Genomic DNA, 15,417 nt, shown 5'->3' with positions numbered 1-15,417 from the left:
AATTGGAATAGCTATCCAACGAACTCGTGAAACCCGCATGAATAAAGCGTTATGAGAAGGTCGAAGAATAAAAATAAGAGTCGTCACAGCAATGATGCGTAGTACTACGCAGATTGAAAAATGAAAAAATTGGAGGTGAGTGGGCAAATCGGGGGACGGATCGACACCTAACTCGAAGGCGCGGATGGATTTAGGAACAGGACATTTTGGATACAATCCGTCGGCCGTTGAAATCCAATCTGGACGGTTTGCATCCGATCCGGGGAAGGCCAGATCGACTGACGCGCTACATCGACAGGGCGTGACGCCGGTTGCGCGAGCGCCGGATGAGCGCGAGAAAGGCGTTGAGAATCGGGGAGTCGTCGTCGCACCGGTACATGCAGTTCAGCTCGATCGAGCGCAGATGCGGTGATTTCAGCGGCCGGTACACCACGCCGGGCAGGCGCAGGTTCGCCGCCGACTCGGTCGTCACGCAAACGCCGAAGCGGCTTGCGACCAGCGCGATCGACGTCACCACATCCTCCACTTCCTGCTCCACGCGCAACGTCACGCCCTCGGCCCGAAACGCGGCGGCGACCTCCTCGGCGAGTCCCGGCACCGGGGCGTTCGGATACAGGATCATTCGCTCGTTATCGAGATCCGCCAGGGTCAGCGACGCGCGCTCGCATAGCGGATGACCTTCGTAGAGCGCGACGAGAAACGGCTCGCGATGAATCCAGTCGACGACGAGATCCGGCTCGTCCGGAATGAGCCGATTGAAGCCAATGGCAATGCGCCGCTCGCGCAGCGCCGCGATCTGGTTCGTCTTCGACAGGTTGTGCAGACCGATCTTCACCTCGGGCCGCTCGGTATGAAAGCTCGCCAGCAAGCGTGGAATCACGTTGAGAATGCCCGAGCTGAAGATGCCGACGTCGAGCCGTCCGATATAGCCTTCGCCGGCGAGGCGCGTCTGTTCTTCCGCACGGCGTGCGAGCGCCAGGATGTTCGGCACCTCGGCAAGCAGCGTCTGCCCGGCGGCGGTCAGCGTGGCGCCCTTGGGGGTCCGCACGAATAGCGGCGTGCCCAACTGGGCTTCGAGCGCATGAATGTGCCGGGTGAGTGGTGGCTGCGCCATGTTCAACCGCTGCGCCGCCCGCCCGAAGTGGCCTTCCTGTGCGACGGCAAGAAAGTAGCGCATTTGCTTGATGTCCATGGAAGACTCCGTTCCGGCGCGATGATGTGATACCGAAATAGTATCGGAATCTGGAAAATCGGTATTGGACGGTATCTCGTGGCACGCGCATGATGCGTCCCGAACGCTCTCTTTTCGGCAATTTCAGGGGACAACCTTATGCCAATCGTACATATCCAGTTGGTGGAAGGTCGCGACGACGCCACCGTGAAGGCCTGCGTCAAGGCCGTGGCGCGCACCGTCCACGAGACACTCGGCGCACCGCTCGAATCGATCCGCGTGTATGCGACGCAAGTACCGGCCGCGCACTGGGCGGTGGGCGAGCACACCAAGGACGAGCCGGCGGCGCCGGCCAAGGCGGACGCCCGATGAGCGCGACCTCACCCCGCGACGCCGCCACGCAGGCGCGTTTGCAGCAGGCGGCCGACGCGCTGCACGACGCCGGGCGCTCCCGCCGGTTCATCGCCCCGCTGCGCGACACGTACGCGCCGCTCACCATCGACGACGCCTACGCCATTCAGCGCATCAACACCGAGCGGCGTCTGGCGGCCGGGCGTCGCATCGTCGGCTGCAAGATCGGCTTGACGTCGGTCGCCGTGCAGAAGCAGCTTGGCGTCGATCAGCCCGATTTCGGCTTGCTGTTCGACGACATGGGCTATGGCGACGGCGAGCCGATTCCTGCCTCGATCCTCACGCAGCCGAAGATCGAAGCCGAGATCGCCTTCGTCATCGGCCGGGATTTGAGCGTCGACAACCCGGGCCAACTCGACGTCATCAACGCCATCGAGTACGCGTTGCCCGCGCTGGAGATCGTCGGCAGCCGCGTGGCCGACTGGAACATCCGCATCACCGACACGATTGCTGATAACGCATCGTCGTCGGCCTACGTGATCGGCAATACGCCGAAAACGCTCGCCGAATTCGACGTGCGCCTGTGCGGCATGGTCATGGAGCGTCGCGGCGAGCCGGTGTCCGTGGGGGCGGGCGCAGCTTGCCTGGGCAGTCCGATCAACGCCGTGGTGTGGCTCGCCCGCACGATGGCGGCGGTGGGCACGCCGCTCAAGGCGGGCGACCTGGTGCTTTCGGGCGCGCTTGGCCCGATGGCCGCCGTGACGCCCGGCGATATTTTCGAGACCCGTATCAACGGCCTGGGCTCGGTCCGCGCCGTGTTCGAACCTGCCAGCGAGGCGGCACGATGAGCCACATTCAAGACTACGCAACGCTGCTCGACGAGGCCGCGCACTTCGCGCACGAGGTCGAACAGTTCGATACCGACAATCGTCTGTCGCTCGACGACGCCTACGCCATTCAGGCCGCATCGCTCGCCCGCCGCGCGGCGCGCGGCGAAACGCGTGTCGGCGTGAAGATGGGCTTTACCAGCCGCGCGAAGATGATGCAGATGGGACTGTCCGACGTGATATGGGGGCGCCTCACGTCTGGCATGCAGATCGAAGAGGGCACGGCCATCGACTTCACGCGGTATGTGCATCCGCGCGTCGAGCCGGAAATCGCCTTCATCCTGAACCGACCGCTCGAAGGCAATGTCACGGGCCCGCAGGCGCTCGCAGCGGTCGAAGCGATTGCGCCGGCCATCGAGATCATCGATTCGCGCTACAAGGACTTCAAGTTCACGTTGCCGGAAGTGATTGCCGACAACGCGTCGTCGAGCGGCTTTGTGATCGGCGCCTGGCACGATCCGCATGTCGATTTCTCGAATCTGGGACTGGCCATGACGATCAACGGCCGCACCGTGCAGGTGGGGTCGACGGCGGCGCTGCTCGGCCATCCGCTACGTTCGCTGGTCGCGGCGGCGCGCTTGTCGGCGGCCGCGGGAGAGCCGCTGCAAGCCGGCTGGATCGTGATGGCTGGCGGTGCGACACCGGCCGAATACATCCAGCCGGGCCAGTATGTGTCGGTGGAAATGGAGGCGCTCGGTCGCGTGGGCTTCCACGTTTGAGCGCACGCGGCGCACCCAGGGACGCGGATTCAGTCGCGCTTGACGCGGGCCATCACGCGCAGATCGCCCTCGATCATGCGCACATCCGTGAAACTGAGCGCGAGCTTGTCGTCGAGCGACGTAAGCGCGGGCAGGTGAAACATGCCTTGCGCATCGCCGACGATGCACGGCGCGAGGTAGGTGAGCAACTCGTCCACGCAGCGCTCGCGCAGCAGTGAACCGTTGAGCTTGTAGCCCGCCTCCACGTGGAGTTCGTTGAGCTGACGCTCGCCGAGCGTGCGCAGCAGCGCCGAGAGGTCGACCTTGCCGTTCGTATTGGGCAGGTCGAGCACTTCCACGCCCAGGTCGCGCAGACGAGACGCGCGCTCGTGATCGCCGTTGGCGCAGATCACGAGCGCGTTGCCGTTCGCGAGCACCTTGGCAGTCGGGGAAATCTCGAGACGCGAATCGACGACGATGCGCAGTGGCTGTCGTGTGGTTTCCACCTCGCGCACCGTGAGCGACGGATCGTCCTCGCGCACCGTGCCGATGCCGGTGAGAATGGCGCACGCGCGCGCCCGCCACGCGTGGCCGTCGGCGCGCGCGGCAGGGCCGGTCAGCCATTGGCTCGCGCCGTTGTGCAGGGCAGTCTTGCCGTCGAGGCTGGCCGCCACCTTCATGCGGACCCACGGCGTGCCGCGCGTCATGCGCGCGACGAACCCGATGTTCATTTCGCGCGCCTCGTGCTCCAGCAGTCCGCAGCGCACTTCGATGCCCGCGTCGCGCAGCATGCTCAGGCCGCGCCCGGCCACGAGCGGGTTCGGATCTTCCATCGCGGCGATCACGCGCTTCACGCCTGCATCGATGAGCCCCTTCGCGCACGGTGGGGTGCGCCCGTAATGGCTGCACGGCTCGAGCGTGACATAGGCCGTGGCGCCACGCACCGACTCGCCACGCGTGCGGGCGTCCTTCATGGCCTGAACTTCGGCGTGATCCTGACCGGCCGGCTGCGTGAAGCCTTCGCCGATGATGCGTCCGTCCTGCACGATCACGCAGCCAACGCGGGGATTCGGCGTGGTGGTGAACATCGCGCGTTCGGCGAGCGCCAGCGCGCGACGCATATAAGAGAAATCCTGTTCAGAGAACATGAGGCGTCAGAGCATCAGCGGCCGGTCGGTCAACGCATTGGCCGGCGCCGCGCCGGCATGGGCCGGCAGGGATTCGCGCGCAATGCCGCGCAGGGTGTTCAGTGCGTCGAGCACGCTCTGGACATAACGTTCGTCACGAAAGCCGGCGCTCATTTGCGCAACGACGGTGTCCCACGTGCGGGGAGACACTAGTGTGTCGACGCCCTTGTCGGCGATCAGCTCGATATCGTGATCGGCGATGTTGATGTACAGGAGAATGCCCGTGCGCTCGCCCGTATGCGCCACGCCGAGCTGGCGAAACAAGTGAACGGCGCGTTGACGGCAGGTATGCCCATGCCATACGGCAGCGAGCGGCATGGCCGCTTCGATCACGAGGCGAATCTCGCAGCGGTGCTCTTTCTCGGAATCGCGGATCGCGGCTTCGAGGGCATCGAGCGCCTTGTCCGGGAAGAGCCACCGGGCGTGCGCTCGCCAGGTGCCCAAATGCCGTAGCCAGCGCGAGATATCGTGCGTCTTGTGTTGCGTTGCGATTGCTTCGTTTGCCATCGCCATCACCAGTTCCCTGACGAACCGCCGCCGTCGAATCCACCCCCACCGCCGCCGCCAAATCCGCCGCCACCGCCACCGCCGTCGAATCCGCCGCCGTCGTTGCGTCCCCAGCCGCCCAGGCCGCCCAAGCCGCCACCCAGCCCGGCGCCGAAGCCGCCGGCACCGATGCGCCCGCGTTGCCCGGTGAGCACGCGCGAGCGCGGGTCGGTGGGACCCGCGCCCGGCAGGCCGGGCCCTTGAAACCGCCGGCGGCTTTCCATCAGGACCACCATCCCGATGATGAAGACGATGAAGAGCAGCGGCAGGAAGTCGGACAGATCCGAGTGCGGCGCGCGCGTCGACGGCAAATTCGGGGCGGGAAGCGCCTCGTTGTTCATCGCCGCCTCGACCGCCGCGACGCCGGCGGCCAGACCGCCGAAGAAGTCGCCGCTGCGGAAATGGGGGGCCATCACGTCGCGCAGGATTCGCCCGGAGATGGCATCGGTCAGCGAGCCTTGTACCCCGCGTCCGACCTCAATGCGCATTTTGCGCAGGTCGTTCGGATTGTTCTTCGCGATGAGCACGATGACGCCGTCGTCCACGCCCTTGCGGCCGGCCTTCCAGGCATCGGCCACGCGAATGCTGTACTGGTCGATCGTCTCGGGAGCGGTGCTCGGCACCATCAGAACGAAAATCTGGCTGCCGCGTTGTTGCTCGTATTGTGCGAGCTGTGTCTCGAGCGCGTTGCGCTGCTCGGGCGTGAGCGTGCTGGTCAGGTCGGTCACCCGCGCGGTGAGCGCGGGCACGGCCACGAGATCCTCTGCGCCGACCGGCAACGCCAGCGCCCCCAGACACGCCAACGCCAGCGCCAACATCGCCCAAAGCGTCGGTCCCCAATGCAACCCACGCGAGCGCGCGTCGTCCGTCACCGGACGGCGCGTCGGCATCCCGCGGCCCTCTGGCGACACCTTGTAATCCGCGGAGACGGCAGCCATGATCCGATCCTCAGAACTTGACGGCCGGGGCGGTCGAAATGGCCTTTTCGTTCTCGACCGTGAAGTTCGGCTTCGGCCCGTAGCCGAACATCTTCGCCGTCAGATTGTTCGGGAACTGGCGCACATACACGTTGTAGTCCTGCACCGCCTGGATGTAGCGATTGCGCGCCACGGTGATGCGGTTTTCCGTGCCTTCGAGCTGCGATTGCAGATCACGGAACAGGCCATCGGCCTTCAGGTTCGGATAGTTCTCCGAGACAGCCATCAGGCGCGAGAGTGCGCCGGACAGTTCACCCTGCGCTTGCTGGAAGCGCTTGAACGCCTCGGGGTCGTTGAGCGTCTCCGGCGTGACCGTGATGCTCGTGGCCTTCGCGCGGGCGTTGATCACCTCGGTGAGCGTCGTTTGCTCGTGCGTGGCATAGCCCTTGACCGTGTTCACCAGATTCGGCACCAGGTCGGCGCGTCGCTGGTACTGGTTGACGACCTCGCTCCAGGCGGCCTTGACCGCTTCGTCCTTGACCTGAATCTGGTTGTATCCGCAGGCGGACAACAACGAGGTGAGCAACCCCAGCGCCAACCAGCGCACAAATGACTGGCGAAGCTTTGTCGGCAACGACACTTGCATGATGTTTCTCCCTGTGAGGATCAGACGGGCCGACTCGCTACGTGTGCGAAACCCGGCCGAAGGCAGACACGTGACCTACAACGATCACGCGATGGCGCGAAACGCGTCGCGGGCAGCGTCGAGCGTGGCGTCGATGATCGTGTCGTCGTGCGTGGCAGAGACGAAGCCCGCTTCGAAGGCGCTCGGCGCGAGATACACGCCGCGATCGAGCATCGCATGGAAAAACTTGTTGAAACGGGCCACGTCGGACGTTGTAACTTCGGCGAAGCTCTGCGGCACGTTGGCGCGGAAGTAAAGACCGAACATGCCGCCGACGCTGTCGCCCGAGAACGGCACGCCAGCCGTCTGGGCGGCGTCGACGAGCCCCGTGACGAGCTTCGATGTGCGCTTGGCCAGATCCTCGTAGAAGCCCGGCGCCTGAATCAGCTTGAGCGTGGCGAGACCGGCGGCCACGGCCAGCGGATTCCCGGAGAGCGTGCCGGCCTGATAGACGCCGCCCAGCGGCGCCAGATGCGACATGATGTCGCGGCGCCCGCCGAACGCGGCGGCGGGCATGCCGCCGCCGATGACCTTGCCCAGGCAGGTGAGGTCGGCCGTAATGCCGTAGAGCGCTTGCGCGCCGCCCAACCCGACGCGGAACCCGCACATCACCTCGTCGAAGATGAGCACGGCGCCGTGCGCGGTGCACAGCTCGCGCAGCGTCTGCAGGAAGTGACGCGAGCCGCGCACGAGGTTCATGTTGCCGGCCACCGGCTCGACGATCACGGCGGCGATCTCGCCGCCCTGGTCCGCGAACAGTTCGCGAAGCTGTTCGACGTTGTTGTACTCGAGCACGAGCGTGTCGCGCGTGACTTCGGGCGGCACGCCGGCCGACGACGGCGCGTTGCGCGTCGAATCGGCGAACGTGAGCAGGCCCGAGCCGGCCTTCACGAGCAAGCTGTCGGCGTGGCCGTGATAGCAGCCTTCGAACTTGACGATCTTGTTGCGGCCGGTGAAGCCGCGCGCCAGGCGCAGTGCACTCATCGTCGCCTCGGTGCCGGAGGACACCAGGCGCACCTGCTCGATGGACGGCACGAGACCGCAGAGGGTTTCGGCCATCACCACTTCGGCTTCGGTGGGCGCACCGAAGCTGAAGCCTTGCGACATCGCGGTGTGCACGGCGGCGACGACGTCGGGATGCAGGTGGCCGACGATCATCGGGCCCCACGAGCCGATGTAGTCGATGAAGCGCGTGCCTTCGGCATCCCACATATAGGGGCCTTGGGCGCGGGCGATGAATCGCGGCGTGCCGCCGACCGAACGGAAGGCGCGCACCGGCGAGTTCACGCCGCCGGGGATGGTCTGCTGGGCGCGCTCGAAGAGCGCGGCATTGGTGGTGTGTTCGGACATGACTTCGACTTTGTGTGCCTAATGCGTGGATTCTAGCGGATGGCGGTCAAGTCCGGGACTTCTCGGCGCGCAGGGCTTCTGTTAGATTGAAGGTCACTCCCTCAACGTCAAGGAAAAACAGGCCCGTCGACATGTCCACCGTCCATTCGCAACGCCCCTCGATCACTGTCTCCACGCTCGACCTCGAACGCCTCGAAGCACTCATGGCGCAGGCGCCGCGCGCGGCATTGCCGTATGTGGAGGCACTCGAAACAGAGCTTGCCCGGGCGAGCGTCGTCGAACCGGAGCAGATGCCGGCCGACATCGCCACGATGAACTCGGTGGTGCGCTATCGCGACCTCGCCGCGCAGCAGGAACATCGCGTCACGCTTGTTTATCCGCAACATCTGGCGAGCACGCCGAGCGGCATTTCGGTGCTCGCGCCGGTCGGTAGCGCGTTGCTCGGCTTGCGCGTCGGTCAGTCGATTCAGTGGCAGGTGCCGGGCGGCCACCAGATCGCGCTGACATTGCTCGGCATCGATTACCAGCCCGAAGCCGCCGGCGAATATCACCGCTAGTCTTCCGTCTCCGTCGCCGTACTGGGAGATTCGGATCTCCCGAGTCTCCCAACCTGCCCCGCGCGTTTGCCTTTCCTCCCGGTCGTCCCCTGCCGTTTCCCAAGCCCGTTGTTTTAGCGACGCAGCCAGCCGCGCGCGATCGGCCACGCCATCAAGCGGCGATAGAGGCCTTCGAGGACGGCCGCAACGATACGACTCGTCTCGCGCGCGGTCGCCGTGCGCATGATGAGCGCCACCCCTATCGACACCGCCAGCGCACCGACCATATCGAGCGGCCAGTGCACGCCAAGGTAGACGCGCGCCCAGCACACGGGCACGGCGCAAAGCAGCAGGAGCCGGCCGAGCAGGCGAGGCGAGCGTGCGAGCGTGCCCAACAGGACGAATGCCGACGTCAGCAGGATCGACGCGTGATTGCTGGGGAAGGCACTCGTCGGCGCATGCGGGAGCAGGTTCGTGCCGAGACCGACGACGAACGGCCGCGGTTCGAACCAGGCCAGACCGATCACGCCATTGATCAGCAGCGCGAGCCCCACGCCCAGCAGACCATGCACGGCTCCCTCGCGGTCGCGACCGCCAGCGAGCCACAGGACGGCCAGGCCCACCGGGAGCAGCAGGATCAGGTATTTGGCGAGGAGAACGGCGATGGCCAGCTCTCCTTCACTGACATTGGGCGAGGCATTGACGGCCAGGAACAGGGCGCGGTTGATTGAATCCATGAAGTCCGGGGGCAGGAAGCAGGAAGCACGAACAGGCCTGGCCGGTCGCCCGGCACGCCACCGGGTTACGTGCGGTGCCGGTGCCTCGACGGCCGCCGGCGGGCGGTTTGTGACGAAAACATGACAGATTCTGACTGAGCCGTTTCCCTCGGGAAAGTTGCATTCGTCATCATTTTGTAACACGGTGAATTGTCACTTTTCTTTCGACGCACTCGGGGGTAAAATCGCGCCGTTATAGCTCTCAGGAGGTCCTTCCGTGGACAGTAGTTCTAGTGGTAGTTGCCGGTCGACGCAGGTCGACACCATCACCGCGAGTTAGTCCCCGGGATCTTCCCTGCCGCTAACTCGCATAGCCGGGTTGGCGCGCACCTCTGATGCACGTATCGATTGCCCAATGCCCTTGGCCGCCGCGCCGAAGGGTTTTCTTGGGCCATACCGATAGCGTCCGTCTCTCGTAGCACGCTCCCTAATTTGCTTTACGTCTGCCGTTCGGGCTGTCCCGTTGCGCGCAGGGGTTCGTTTTCAGACCGTTTGCCTTGGGCGCCGGTGATGAAAGGCGAGCCTCTCGTGCGCGCCGGGCCAATTGCCGCGCGGCGGGGAGAATCATCGTGTTCCGTTACTCCATGACCCTTCGCGGAGGCAATCCGCAAGCCCTGATGCTGCCCACCGAGTGCCTGCATCACTATCACGTCGCCCCGCATGCCGAGGACGCCGCTGTCGCGGCGCGCCCGGGCGCGCGTGCGCGACTCGGGCAGTGGCTGCTGGCGCGCGTGCGTCGCGACGATCCGACCGGACGCGCGGGCTGACCCCGCGTCAGGACGGCCCCCCCGGGGCACCGGCGACTGACCGGCCCCCAGGGGTATTCACAGTATTTTCAGGATGTATCCGATGCAACAAGCTCTCACGTTCAGCGAGCGACTGATTGCGGTGCTTGGCGCGCGCCTTGGCCTGCGCTTCTTCCGCCGCCGCGACATGCTCGAAACCCTCGATGCGCCAGCCCATGGCCACGAGGCACCGCCAGGTCTGCTCGACGCCGCCCGCGACGCCGGCCCGGATCTGCTCGCCCGTCTGCACACTACGCGCGACGGCCTGTCGGATGACGAGGCCGCCACCGTGCGGGCACACGCCGGCGTCAACGAAGTCGAACACGAAAAACCGTTGCCCTGGTGGCGGCACCTGTTCAACTGCTACCGTAATCCGTTCAACCTGCTGCTCTCGGCACTGGCCGCTGTGTCGTACGCGACCGACGACACCGAGGGAACGATCATCATCGCGACGATGGTGATCATTTCCACGGTGTTGCGATTTGTGCAGGAGGCGCGCTCGACCAAAGCCGCGGAAAAGCTCAAGGCCATGGTGAGCACCACGGCGACGGTGCTGCGCCGCGAAGTGTTCGGCCATGACGGCGTAGAGGGCGACCCCGTGCGCCGTCTGGGCCGCATGGGCCGTGAAATTGCGTTGGCCGAACTCGTGCCGGGCGACATCGTGCTGCTCGCGGCGGGCGATATGATTCCGGCCGACGTGCGCATTCTCGCGGCCAAGGATCTGTTTGTCTCGCAATCGGCGCTCACCGGCGAGGCGCTGCCCGTCGAGAAATTCGCGCACGCTTGCGAGACCGGGGGCAGCAATCCGCTCGCCTACGACAACCTTGCGTTCATGGGCACGAACGTCGTGAGCGGGTCTGCCACGGCCGTCGTGGTGGCGACGGGGGCGCGCACGTTCTTCGGCTCGCTCGCGCAGCGTGTCACGGCGCAGCAACCGACGGTGACATCGTTCCAACAGGGCGTGAATCGTGTGTCGTGGGTGCTGATCCGCTTCATGCTGGTCATGACCCCCATCGTGCTGCTCATCAACGGATTCACCAAGCACGACTGGCTGGAGGCGTCGCTGTTCGCACTGTCGGTGGCGGTGGGACTCACGCCTGAAATGCTGCCGATGATCGTGACGGCCACGCTCGCCAAGGGCGCGGTCGTGCTCTCGCGCAAGAAGGTGATCGTCAAGCGTCTCGACGCGATCCAGAACTTCGGCGCGATGGATGTGCTGTGCACCGACAAGACCGGAACGCTCACGCAGGACAGGATCTGTCTCGAACGTCATACCGATGTGTGGGGCCATGCCTCCGAAGACGTGCTCGAGTATGCCTATCTCAACAGCTTCTACCAGACCGGCCTGAAGAACCTGCTCGACGTGGCGGTGCTCGATCATGCCGAGCTGCACCAGCATCTCGACATCGTGAACCGGTATCGCAAGATCGACGAGATCCCGTTCGACTTCCAGCGCCGTCGCATGTCGGTGGTGGTCAGCGAGAACGGTGATCATCACGAGCTGATCTGCAAGGGGGCGGTGGAAGAGGTGATGGCGGTGTGCAATCGCGTGCAGCATGGTGCGAACGTCGAGCCGCTCACGCCCGAGGTGCTGGCCCGCCTGCGTCGCGTCACGGCCGACCTGAACGCCGAAGGTCTGCGCGTGGTGGCCGTGGCAACGCGCCACTTGCCGCCGGTGCGCGACAGTTATGGCATTGCGGACGAGAGCGAACTCGTGCTCGTCGGGTATATCGCGTTTCTCGATCCGCCCAAGGAGTCGACGGCGCCGGCGCTCAAGGCGCTCGCGGCGGCGGGGGTCCAGGTCAAGGTGCTCACGGGCGACAACGATCTCGTGACGGCGAAGGTGTGCCGCGAAGTGGGGCTGGCGGTGAACGGCTGCGTGCTGGGCGACGACATCGAGGCGATGAGCGACGCCGAACTGGCGCAGACGGTGGAACGCGCCACCGTATTCGCGAAGCTCACGCCGTCGCACAAGGAGCGCCTGGTGCGCCTGCTGCGCGCGAACGGTCATGTCGTTGGCTTCATGGGCGACGGCATCAACGATGCACCGGCCTTGCGCGCGGCCGACATCGGCATTTCAGTGGACACGGCGGTGGACATCGCCAAGGAAGCGGCCGATCTGATCCTGCTGGAAAAGAGCCTGATGGTGCTGGAGCAGGGCGTGATCGAGGGGCGTCGCACGTTCGCGAACATGCTCAAGTACATCAAGATGACGGCCAGCTCGAACTTCGGCAATGTTTTCTCGGTGCTGATCGCGAGTGCGTTCCTGCCGTTCCTGCCGATGCTGCCGTTGCAGTTGCTCACGCAGAACCTGCTCTACGATCTGTCGCAGACGACGATTCCGTTCGACAACGTCGACGACGAACAGCTCACGAAACCCCAGCGCTGGAATCCGGCGGATCTGTCGCGCTTCATGGTGTTCTTCGGCCCGATCAGTTCGATTTTCGACGTGCTGACGTTCGTGGCGATGTGGCATTGGTTCGGCGCGAACAGCGCCGAGCATCAAACGTTGTTCCAGTCCGCCTGGTTCGTCGAGGGGCTGCTGTCGCAAACGCTCATCGTGCACTTGATCCGCACGCGTCGCATTCCGTTCGTGCAGAGCCGCGCGGCATGGCCGTTGCTGATGATGACGGCCGCGGTGATGCTGATCGGCGTGATGCTGCCGATGTCGCCGTTCGCGGACACGTTCAAGATGCAGGCATTGCCGCTCGCCTACTTCCCGATGCTCGCGGCCATCCTGCTCGCCTACGCCGTGCTCACGCAGATGATGAAAGGCATGTTCGCGCGACGGTTCGGGTGGCAGTGAGCGCACGGGCCTCGGCGTGACACGCCACGCCAGCGGCGAGGGGATCGCCGCTGGCGCCCGCCTTATGGGTTCGGTCGGTGCTCAGTCATCCACCCAGGTTCCGGACGGGCGGTCGAAATGCTGGCTGCGAGGGGCGAAGACGTCGCGCGCATCGTCGAGTTCCAGCGTCACGTCGAGCGCGCCGTCGTTATCGCGTGTGGCGCTGCTCAGCGGATCATTGCAGCACAGCCACAACGACACATCCGACGGCATGCCGTCCACCCGAAAGGACTTGTGCTTGCCGATCAGGAACGGCTCTCCCTCCTTGCCGAACCGTCCGATCAACTGCCCCATCAGCGCATCGGGGCCGTGATACGGGTACTCGTCGTCGCCTGAAACCTTGTGGAGATAGGTCGCACCGGAGTTCGGCGTGCGCCCGTCGGCGTCGCGGCGTCCGAATTTTCGGTCGTCGGTGCGGGTACACCACTCGCCCTGCGCGCGCAGGATCACTTTGGGCGCGGACTGCGCGCCGACTTTGTACCCTGTGTCCTGCCAGCCTTGCGTGGCGTAAACCTTCATGCGCTTGTTGATGCGATCTGTCGTCATGACACGCTCCATTGTTGACGGGGGGCCAAAAATGGAGGGCCGGGGACCGGCCCTGGCAACGCGAACTACGGTTAGCTTGAGTGTATTCGCATTGCGACGTCAGTCGAAGCGCCAGGACCGTGCGCGACCTCCAAACGGCGTTTGGGTGACACGGTGATGTCCAGTTCTGCATACAGCTCATCGAGCGCTTCACGTGTGCCGACGAGCAGCGCCGTCGTTTGCCCGCTCATGTCGGTGACGACGCTCACGAGCGTTTTTCCCTGACAGGTCTCGCGCGCCGCAACGAATTGCGTCGAGGTCAGTGCCGCGAGCGTGGCGAAGCGGTCGGCCTGCACTAGGCCGTTGATCTGGAAGACAGGTTGCGCGGCGCCGGTGGCGCGCAATGCGAGTTTTACGTTGACGCCGTCACTGCGGGCGCCAAGCGCGGTGAGCAGCTTGTCTCGTCCCTGCGGACCCAGCGCGCAGCGATCGCCGTGAACCCATCGCGAAATCGTGTTGCCGGACATGCCGGTCGCGTATGCGAGCCTGGCCAACGGGGTGCCCGAGAGCTTGATCAGCAGACGGGCGATAGTGCGGTGACGCTGTTCGATGTCGTCCATATCGGGTCTCGTGTCGTGGGGAAGGGCGGACAGGCCGCGCCGTTCGGACTCAGAAGGCCATCGTCACTTCGAGCTGGACGTCGATCGCTTTGCGAAGGGCGGCCGGGCACGGCATGAGCGGACGACGAACCGTCTCCGGGCACAGGCCCAATGACGCGAGCGCGGCTTTGATCGCCACGGGGTTGGGCTCGGAAAACAGGCGTCGGATAAGCGGCTTCATGCCGTTGAAGAGCATTGTGGCGTGGACCATGTCGCCTTCGCGCGCGTAGCGAAACAGCTTCAGATAGAGATCTGGCCGCACATGCGCCGCCGCCGAAATGCATCCGAGCGCACCGGCGTGCAGTGCGGGCAGCAACTGCATATCGTCGCCGCACAGCACTCGCATGTCGACCTGCGACGGCAGGTGCGCGAGCGAATGCTCGTCGCACTCCTTGATCGCCGCGAAGGCGCTGTGCGATGCCAACTCACGGATCGTCTCCACGCTGAGGGTCACGCCGGTACGCAGCGGCACGTTGTAGAGCACGAGCGGTTTTTGCGTGACGGCGGCCAGCGTGCGGTAGTGCCAGAGGATGCCGTCTTGCGACGGTCGGAGATAGTAGGGCGGCGGCACGAGGTAGCCGGCTAGCGGCAGATCGTCGAGGCTGCCGATCTGATGCGCGGCGTCCGACGTGTCGGCCGCACCGACGCCAGCCACGACCGGCGCATGGCCTTGGGCGAGATGGCACGCGGTCTCGACGAGCCAGCGGCGTTCGTCGGGGGCCAGCAGCGCACCTTCGCCCGTGGTACCGGCCACGACGAGACCGCTGACCCCGGCAGCGAGGTAGAAATCGACCAGACGGGAGAAGGCGCTGCGATCGATCTGTGCGCCGTTCGCGCCGGACATGGGCGTGACGAGGGGAATCCAAACGCCTTCGAAGATGGCTGGGTTCATAGCGGGGGGGGCTTGGCGGGGCGAGGAGGGCGGAACACCGGGGACGCTGAACGCTCAGGCGGCGGGGCGAAGACGCAGCACACCAAATTCGGCTTCTGGCAGCGATTGCATGACGGCGTGCATGGCCCGCGAGGCTTCGACGCGCGGCAACGCAATCGATACCACGGCGGCGGTATCGTGCCGGATCGGGCGAATTGTCTCGACGCGCCACGGCAGCGGCAGGCTCATCGCCAGCGTGACGGCGAGCGTGGAGACGGCCGCGCGGCTGAGCGTGATGTCGAGCGTTGCATCGAGACGTGCGCGTGGGGGGCACCGATGGCGCTCACGCGCAGCGGAGAAAGCGTCGGCCAAGACGGCACCTGCATCGGGAGGTTCCAGACTGGCGCGTTGGGCGATGGTAGGCATGACAACGTGTCGATTGACGACAAGAGTGACGACGGAGCCAGTCTAGGGATGCATGGATAAAAAAGGCGTCAAGATTTCTTGACGCCGTTCCGACGCGGCGGCAGCCCCACCGTCATGGCGGGCGTCGGCCGACCGCATGAATCCCATCGTCGTGTGACCTGACATTCGCCACCCGCAACCTATACTTTCAGAATGATTGTGG

The 15,417-nt window shown here is 65.1% G+C and carries 17 protein-coding genes; 6 read left to right on the top strand and 11 right to left on the bottom strand.

The annotated features are described in order from the left end of the window. Positions 1–286: 286 nt before the first annotated feature. Positions 287–1,192, bottom strand: coding sequence for a LysR family transcriptional regulator (locus PSO31014_RS15345; RefSeq protein ID WP_150552394.1), 906 nt, complete (start codon positions 1,190–1,192; stop codon positions 287–289). Positions 1,193–1,330: 138 nt separating this feature from the next. On the opposite strand from PSO31014_RS15345, the gene PSO31014_RS15340 reads away from it, so the two are divergent. From PSO31014_RS15340 to PSO31014_RS15330, 3 genes are read left to right on the top strand one after another with little or no spacing between them, the layout of a single operon-like run. Next, a complete protein-coding gene (locus PSO31014_RS15340) occupies positions 1,331–1,543 on the top strand; it encodes a tautomerase family protein (RefSeq protein ID WP_150552393.1) in 213 nt (70 codons plus the stop codon). Continuing rightward, complete coding sequence (locus PSO31014_RS15335) at positions 1,540–2,370, top strand: 2-keto-4-pentenoate hydratase (RefSeq protein WP_150552392.1); 831 nt, start codon at positions 1,540–1,542, stop codon at positions 2,368–2,370. The genes PSO31014_RS15340 and PSO31014_RS15335 overlap by 4 nt, the downstream gene beginning before the upstream one ends. Then, the gene (locus tag PSO31014_RS15330; protein ID WP_150552391.1) at positions 2,367–3,128 is read left to right on the top strand and encodes a 2-keto-4-pentenoate hydratase; all 762 of its coding nucleotides are present in this window, start codon (positions 2,367–2,369) and stop codon (positions 3,126–3,128) included. The genes PSO31014_RS15335 and PSO31014_RS15330 overlap by 4 nt, the downstream gene beginning before the upstream one ends. Before the next feature lie 29 nt (positions 3,129–3,157). On the opposite strand, the gene ribD is transcribed toward PSO31014_RS15330, so the two are convergent. The 5 genes from ribD to hemL all read right to left on the bottom strand — a co-directional run bounded on the left by ribD (position 3,158) and on the right by hemL (position 7,792). Continuing rightward, the gene (gene ribD / locus PSO31014_RS15325) at positions 3,158–4,255 is read right to left on the bottom strand and encodes a bifunctional diaminohydroxyphosphoribosylaminopyrimidine deaminase/5-amino-6-(5-phosphoribosylamino)uracil reductase RibD (protein WP_150552390.1); all 1,098 of its coding nucleotides are present in this window, start codon (positions 4,253–4,255) and stop codon (positions 3,158–3,160) included. Between the two features lie 6 nt (positions 4,256–4,261). Continuing rightward, the gene (locus PSO31014_RS15320; RefSeq protein ID WP_174976531.1) at positions 4,262–4,801 is read right to left on the bottom strand and encodes a TPM domain-containing protein; all 540 of its coding nucleotides are present in this window, start codon (positions 4,799–4,801) and stop codon (positions 4,262–4,264) included. 5 nt (positions 4,802–4,806) lie between these two features. Then, a complete protein-coding gene (locus PSO31014_RS15315) occupies positions 4,807–5,658 on the bottom strand; it encodes a TPM domain-containing protein (RefSeq protein WP_150552490.1) in 852 nt (283 codons plus the stop codon). 130 nt (positions 5,659–5,788) lie between these two features. Continuing rightward, positions 5,789–6,403 (bottom strand): LemA family protein, encoded by a 615-nt coding sequence (locus PSO31014_RS15310; RefSeq protein WP_130025128.1) that lies wholly within the window; start codon positions 6,401–6,403, stop codon positions 5,789–5,791. Positions 6,404–6,487: 84 nt separating this feature from the next. Then, positions 6,488–7,792: a glutamate-1-semialdehyde 2,1-aminomutase gene (gene hemL, locus PSO31014_RS15305; RefSeq protein WP_150552388.1), complete on the bottom strand. Its 1,305-nt coding sequence runs from the start codon at positions 7,790–7,792 to the stop codon at positions 6,488–6,490. Between the two features lie 131 nt (positions 7,793–7,923). On the opposite strand from hemL, the gene rnk reads away from it, so the two are divergent. Beyond that, a complete protein-coding gene (gene rnk / locus PSO31014_RS15300) occupies positions 7,924–8,349 on the top strand; it encodes a nucleoside diphosphate kinase regulator (RefSeq protein ID WP_150552387.1) in 426 nt (141 codons plus the stop codon). A gap of 113 nt (positions 8,350–8,462) precedes the next feature. Here rnk and PSO31014_RS15295 read toward each other — a convergent pair whose 3' ends face one another. After that, complete coding sequence (locus PSO31014_RS15295; RefSeq protein ID WP_150552386.1) at positions 8,463–9,065, bottom strand: phosphatase PAP2 family protein; 603 nt, start codon at positions 9,063–9,065, stop codon at positions 8,463–8,465. 608 nt (positions 9,066–9,673) lie between these two features. Here PSO31014_RS15295 and PSO31014_RS15290 point away from each other — a divergent pair. Both PSO31014_RS15290 and mgtA read left to right on the top strand, forming a co-directional pair. Further along, positions 9,674–9,871, top strand: coding sequence for a hypothetical protein (locus tag PSO31014_RS15290; protein WP_150552385.1), 198 nt, complete (start codon positions 9,674–9,676; stop codon positions 9,869–9,871). Between the two features lie 82 nt (positions 9,872–9,953). After that, on the top strand, positions 9,954–12,695 hold the full coding sequence (mgtA, locus tag PSO31014_RS15285) for a magnesium-translocating P-type ATPase (RefSeq protein ID WP_150552384.1): 2,742 nt from the start codon (positions 9,954–9,956) through the stop codon (positions 12,693–12,695). An 81-nt stretch (positions 12,696–12,776) separates the two neighbouring features. On the opposite strand, the gene PSO31014_RS15280 is transcribed toward mgtA, so the two are convergent. The 4 genes from PSO31014_RS15280 to PSO31014_RS15265 all read right to left on the bottom strand — a co-directional run bounded on the left by PSO31014_RS15280 (position 12,777) and on the right by PSO31014_RS15265 (position 15,215). Continuing rightward, positions 12,777–13,280 (bottom strand): hypothetical protein, encoded by a 504-nt coding sequence (locus PSO31014_RS15280; RefSeq protein ID WP_150552383.1) that lies wholly within the window; start codon positions 13,278–13,280, stop codon positions 12,777–12,779. A 71-nt stretch (positions 13,281–13,351) separates the two neighbouring features. Then, the gene (locus PSO31014_RS15275) at positions 13,352–13,879 is read right to left on the bottom strand and encodes a hypothetical protein (RefSeq protein ID WP_150552382.1); all 528 of its coding nucleotides are present in this window, start codon (positions 13,877–13,879) and stop codon (positions 13,352–13,354) included. A 49-nt stretch (positions 13,880–13,928) separates the two neighbouring features. Beyond that, positions 13,929–14,810 (bottom strand): 4-hydroxy-tetrahydrodipicolinate synthase, encoded by an 882-nt coding sequence (gene dapA, locus PSO31014_RS15270; RefSeq protein WP_150552381.1) that lies wholly within the window; start codon positions 14,808–14,810, stop codon positions 13,929–13,931. A gap of 54 nt (positions 14,811–14,864) precedes the next feature. Then, positions 14,865–15,215 carry a hypothetical protein gene (locus PSO31014_RS15265; RefSeq protein WP_150552380.1) on the bottom strand — a complete coding sequence of 117 codons (351 nt, stop codon included), beginning with the start codon at positions 15,213–15,215 and terminating at the stop codon, positions 14,865–14,867. Positions 15,216–15,417 lie beyond the last annotated feature (202 nt).

Source organism: Pandoraea soli (genome assembly GCF_902459595.1).
GTDB classification, from domain to species: Bacteria; Pseudomonadota; Gammaproteobacteria; order Burkholderiales; family Burkholderiaceae; genus Pandoraea; species Pandoraea cepalis.
Note: the sequence above shows the minus strand (reverse complement) of the source record. Positions and strands in the feature narration are given on the sequence as shown.

What these genes read in the sequence shown, in the direction of transcription:
- PSO31014_RS15345 (WP_150552394.1), bottom strand. Translation starts at nt 1,192, where the DNA reads ATGGACATCAAGCAAATGCGCTACTTTCTTGCCGTCGCACAGGAAGGC.
- PSO31014_RS15340 (WP_150552393.1), top strand. Translation starts at nt 1,331, where the DNA reads ATGCCAATCGTACATATCCAGTTGGTGGAAGGTCGCGACGACGCCACC.
- PSO31014_RS15335 (WP_150552392.1), top strand. Translation starts at nt 1,540, where the DNA reads ATGAGCGCGACCTCACCCCGCGACGCCGCCACGCAGGCGCGTTTGCAG.
- PSO31014_RS15330 (WP_150552391.1), top strand. Translation starts at nt 2,367, where the DNA reads ATGAGCCACATTCAAGACTACGCAACGCTGCTCGACGAGGCCGCGCAC.
- ribD (WP_150552390.1), bottom strand. Translation starts at nt 4,255, where the DNA reads ATGTTCTCTGAACAGGATTTCTCTTATATGCGTCGCGCGCTGGCGCTC.
- PSO31014_RS15320 (WP_174976531.1), bottom strand. Translation starts at nt 4,801, where the DNA reads ATGGCAAACGAAGCAATCGCAACGCAACACAAGACGCACGATATCTCG.
- PSO31014_RS15315 (WP_150552490.1), bottom strand. Translation starts at nt 5,658, where the DNA reads ATGTTGGCGCTGGCGTTGGCGTGTCTGGGGGCGCTGGCGTTGCCGGTC.
- PSO31014_RS15310 (WP_130025128.1), bottom strand. Translation starts at nt 6,403, where the DNA reads ATGCAAGTGTCGTTGCCGACAAAGCTTCGCCAGTCATTTGTGCGCTGG.
- hemL (WP_150552388.1), bottom strand. Translation starts at nt 7,792, where the DNA reads ATGTCCGAACACACCACCAATGCCGCGCTCTTCGAGCGCGCCCAGCAG.
- rnk (WP_150552387.1), top strand. Translation starts at nt 7,924, where the DNA reads ATGTCCACCGTCCATTCGCAACGCCCCTCGATCACTGTCTCCACGCTC.
- PSO31014_RS15295 (WP_150552386.1), bottom strand. Translation starts at nt 9,065, where the DNA reads ATGGATTCAATCAACCGCGCCCTGTTCCTGGCCGTCAATGCCTCGCCC.
- mgtA (WP_150552384.1), top strand. Translation starts at nt 9,954, where the DNA reads ATGCAACAAGCTCTCACGTTCAGCGAGCGACTGATTGCGGTGCTTGGC.
- PSO31014_RS15280 (WP_150552383.1), bottom strand. Translation starts at nt 13,280, where the DNA reads ATGACGACAGATCGCATCAACAAGCGCATGAAGGTTTACGCCACGCAA.
- PSO31014_RS15275 (WP_150552382.1), bottom strand. Translation starts at nt 13,879, where the DNA reads ATGGACGACATCGAACAGCGTCACCGCACTATCGCCCGTCTGCTGATC.
- dapA (WP_150552381.1), bottom strand. Translation starts at nt 14,810, where the DNA reads ATGAACCCAGCCATCTTCGAAGGCGTTTGGATTCCCCTCGTCACGCCC.
- PSO31014_RS15265 (WP_150552380.1), bottom strand. Translation starts at nt 15,215, where the DNA reads ATGCCTACCATCGCCCAACGCGCCAGTCTGGAACCTCCCGATGCAGGT.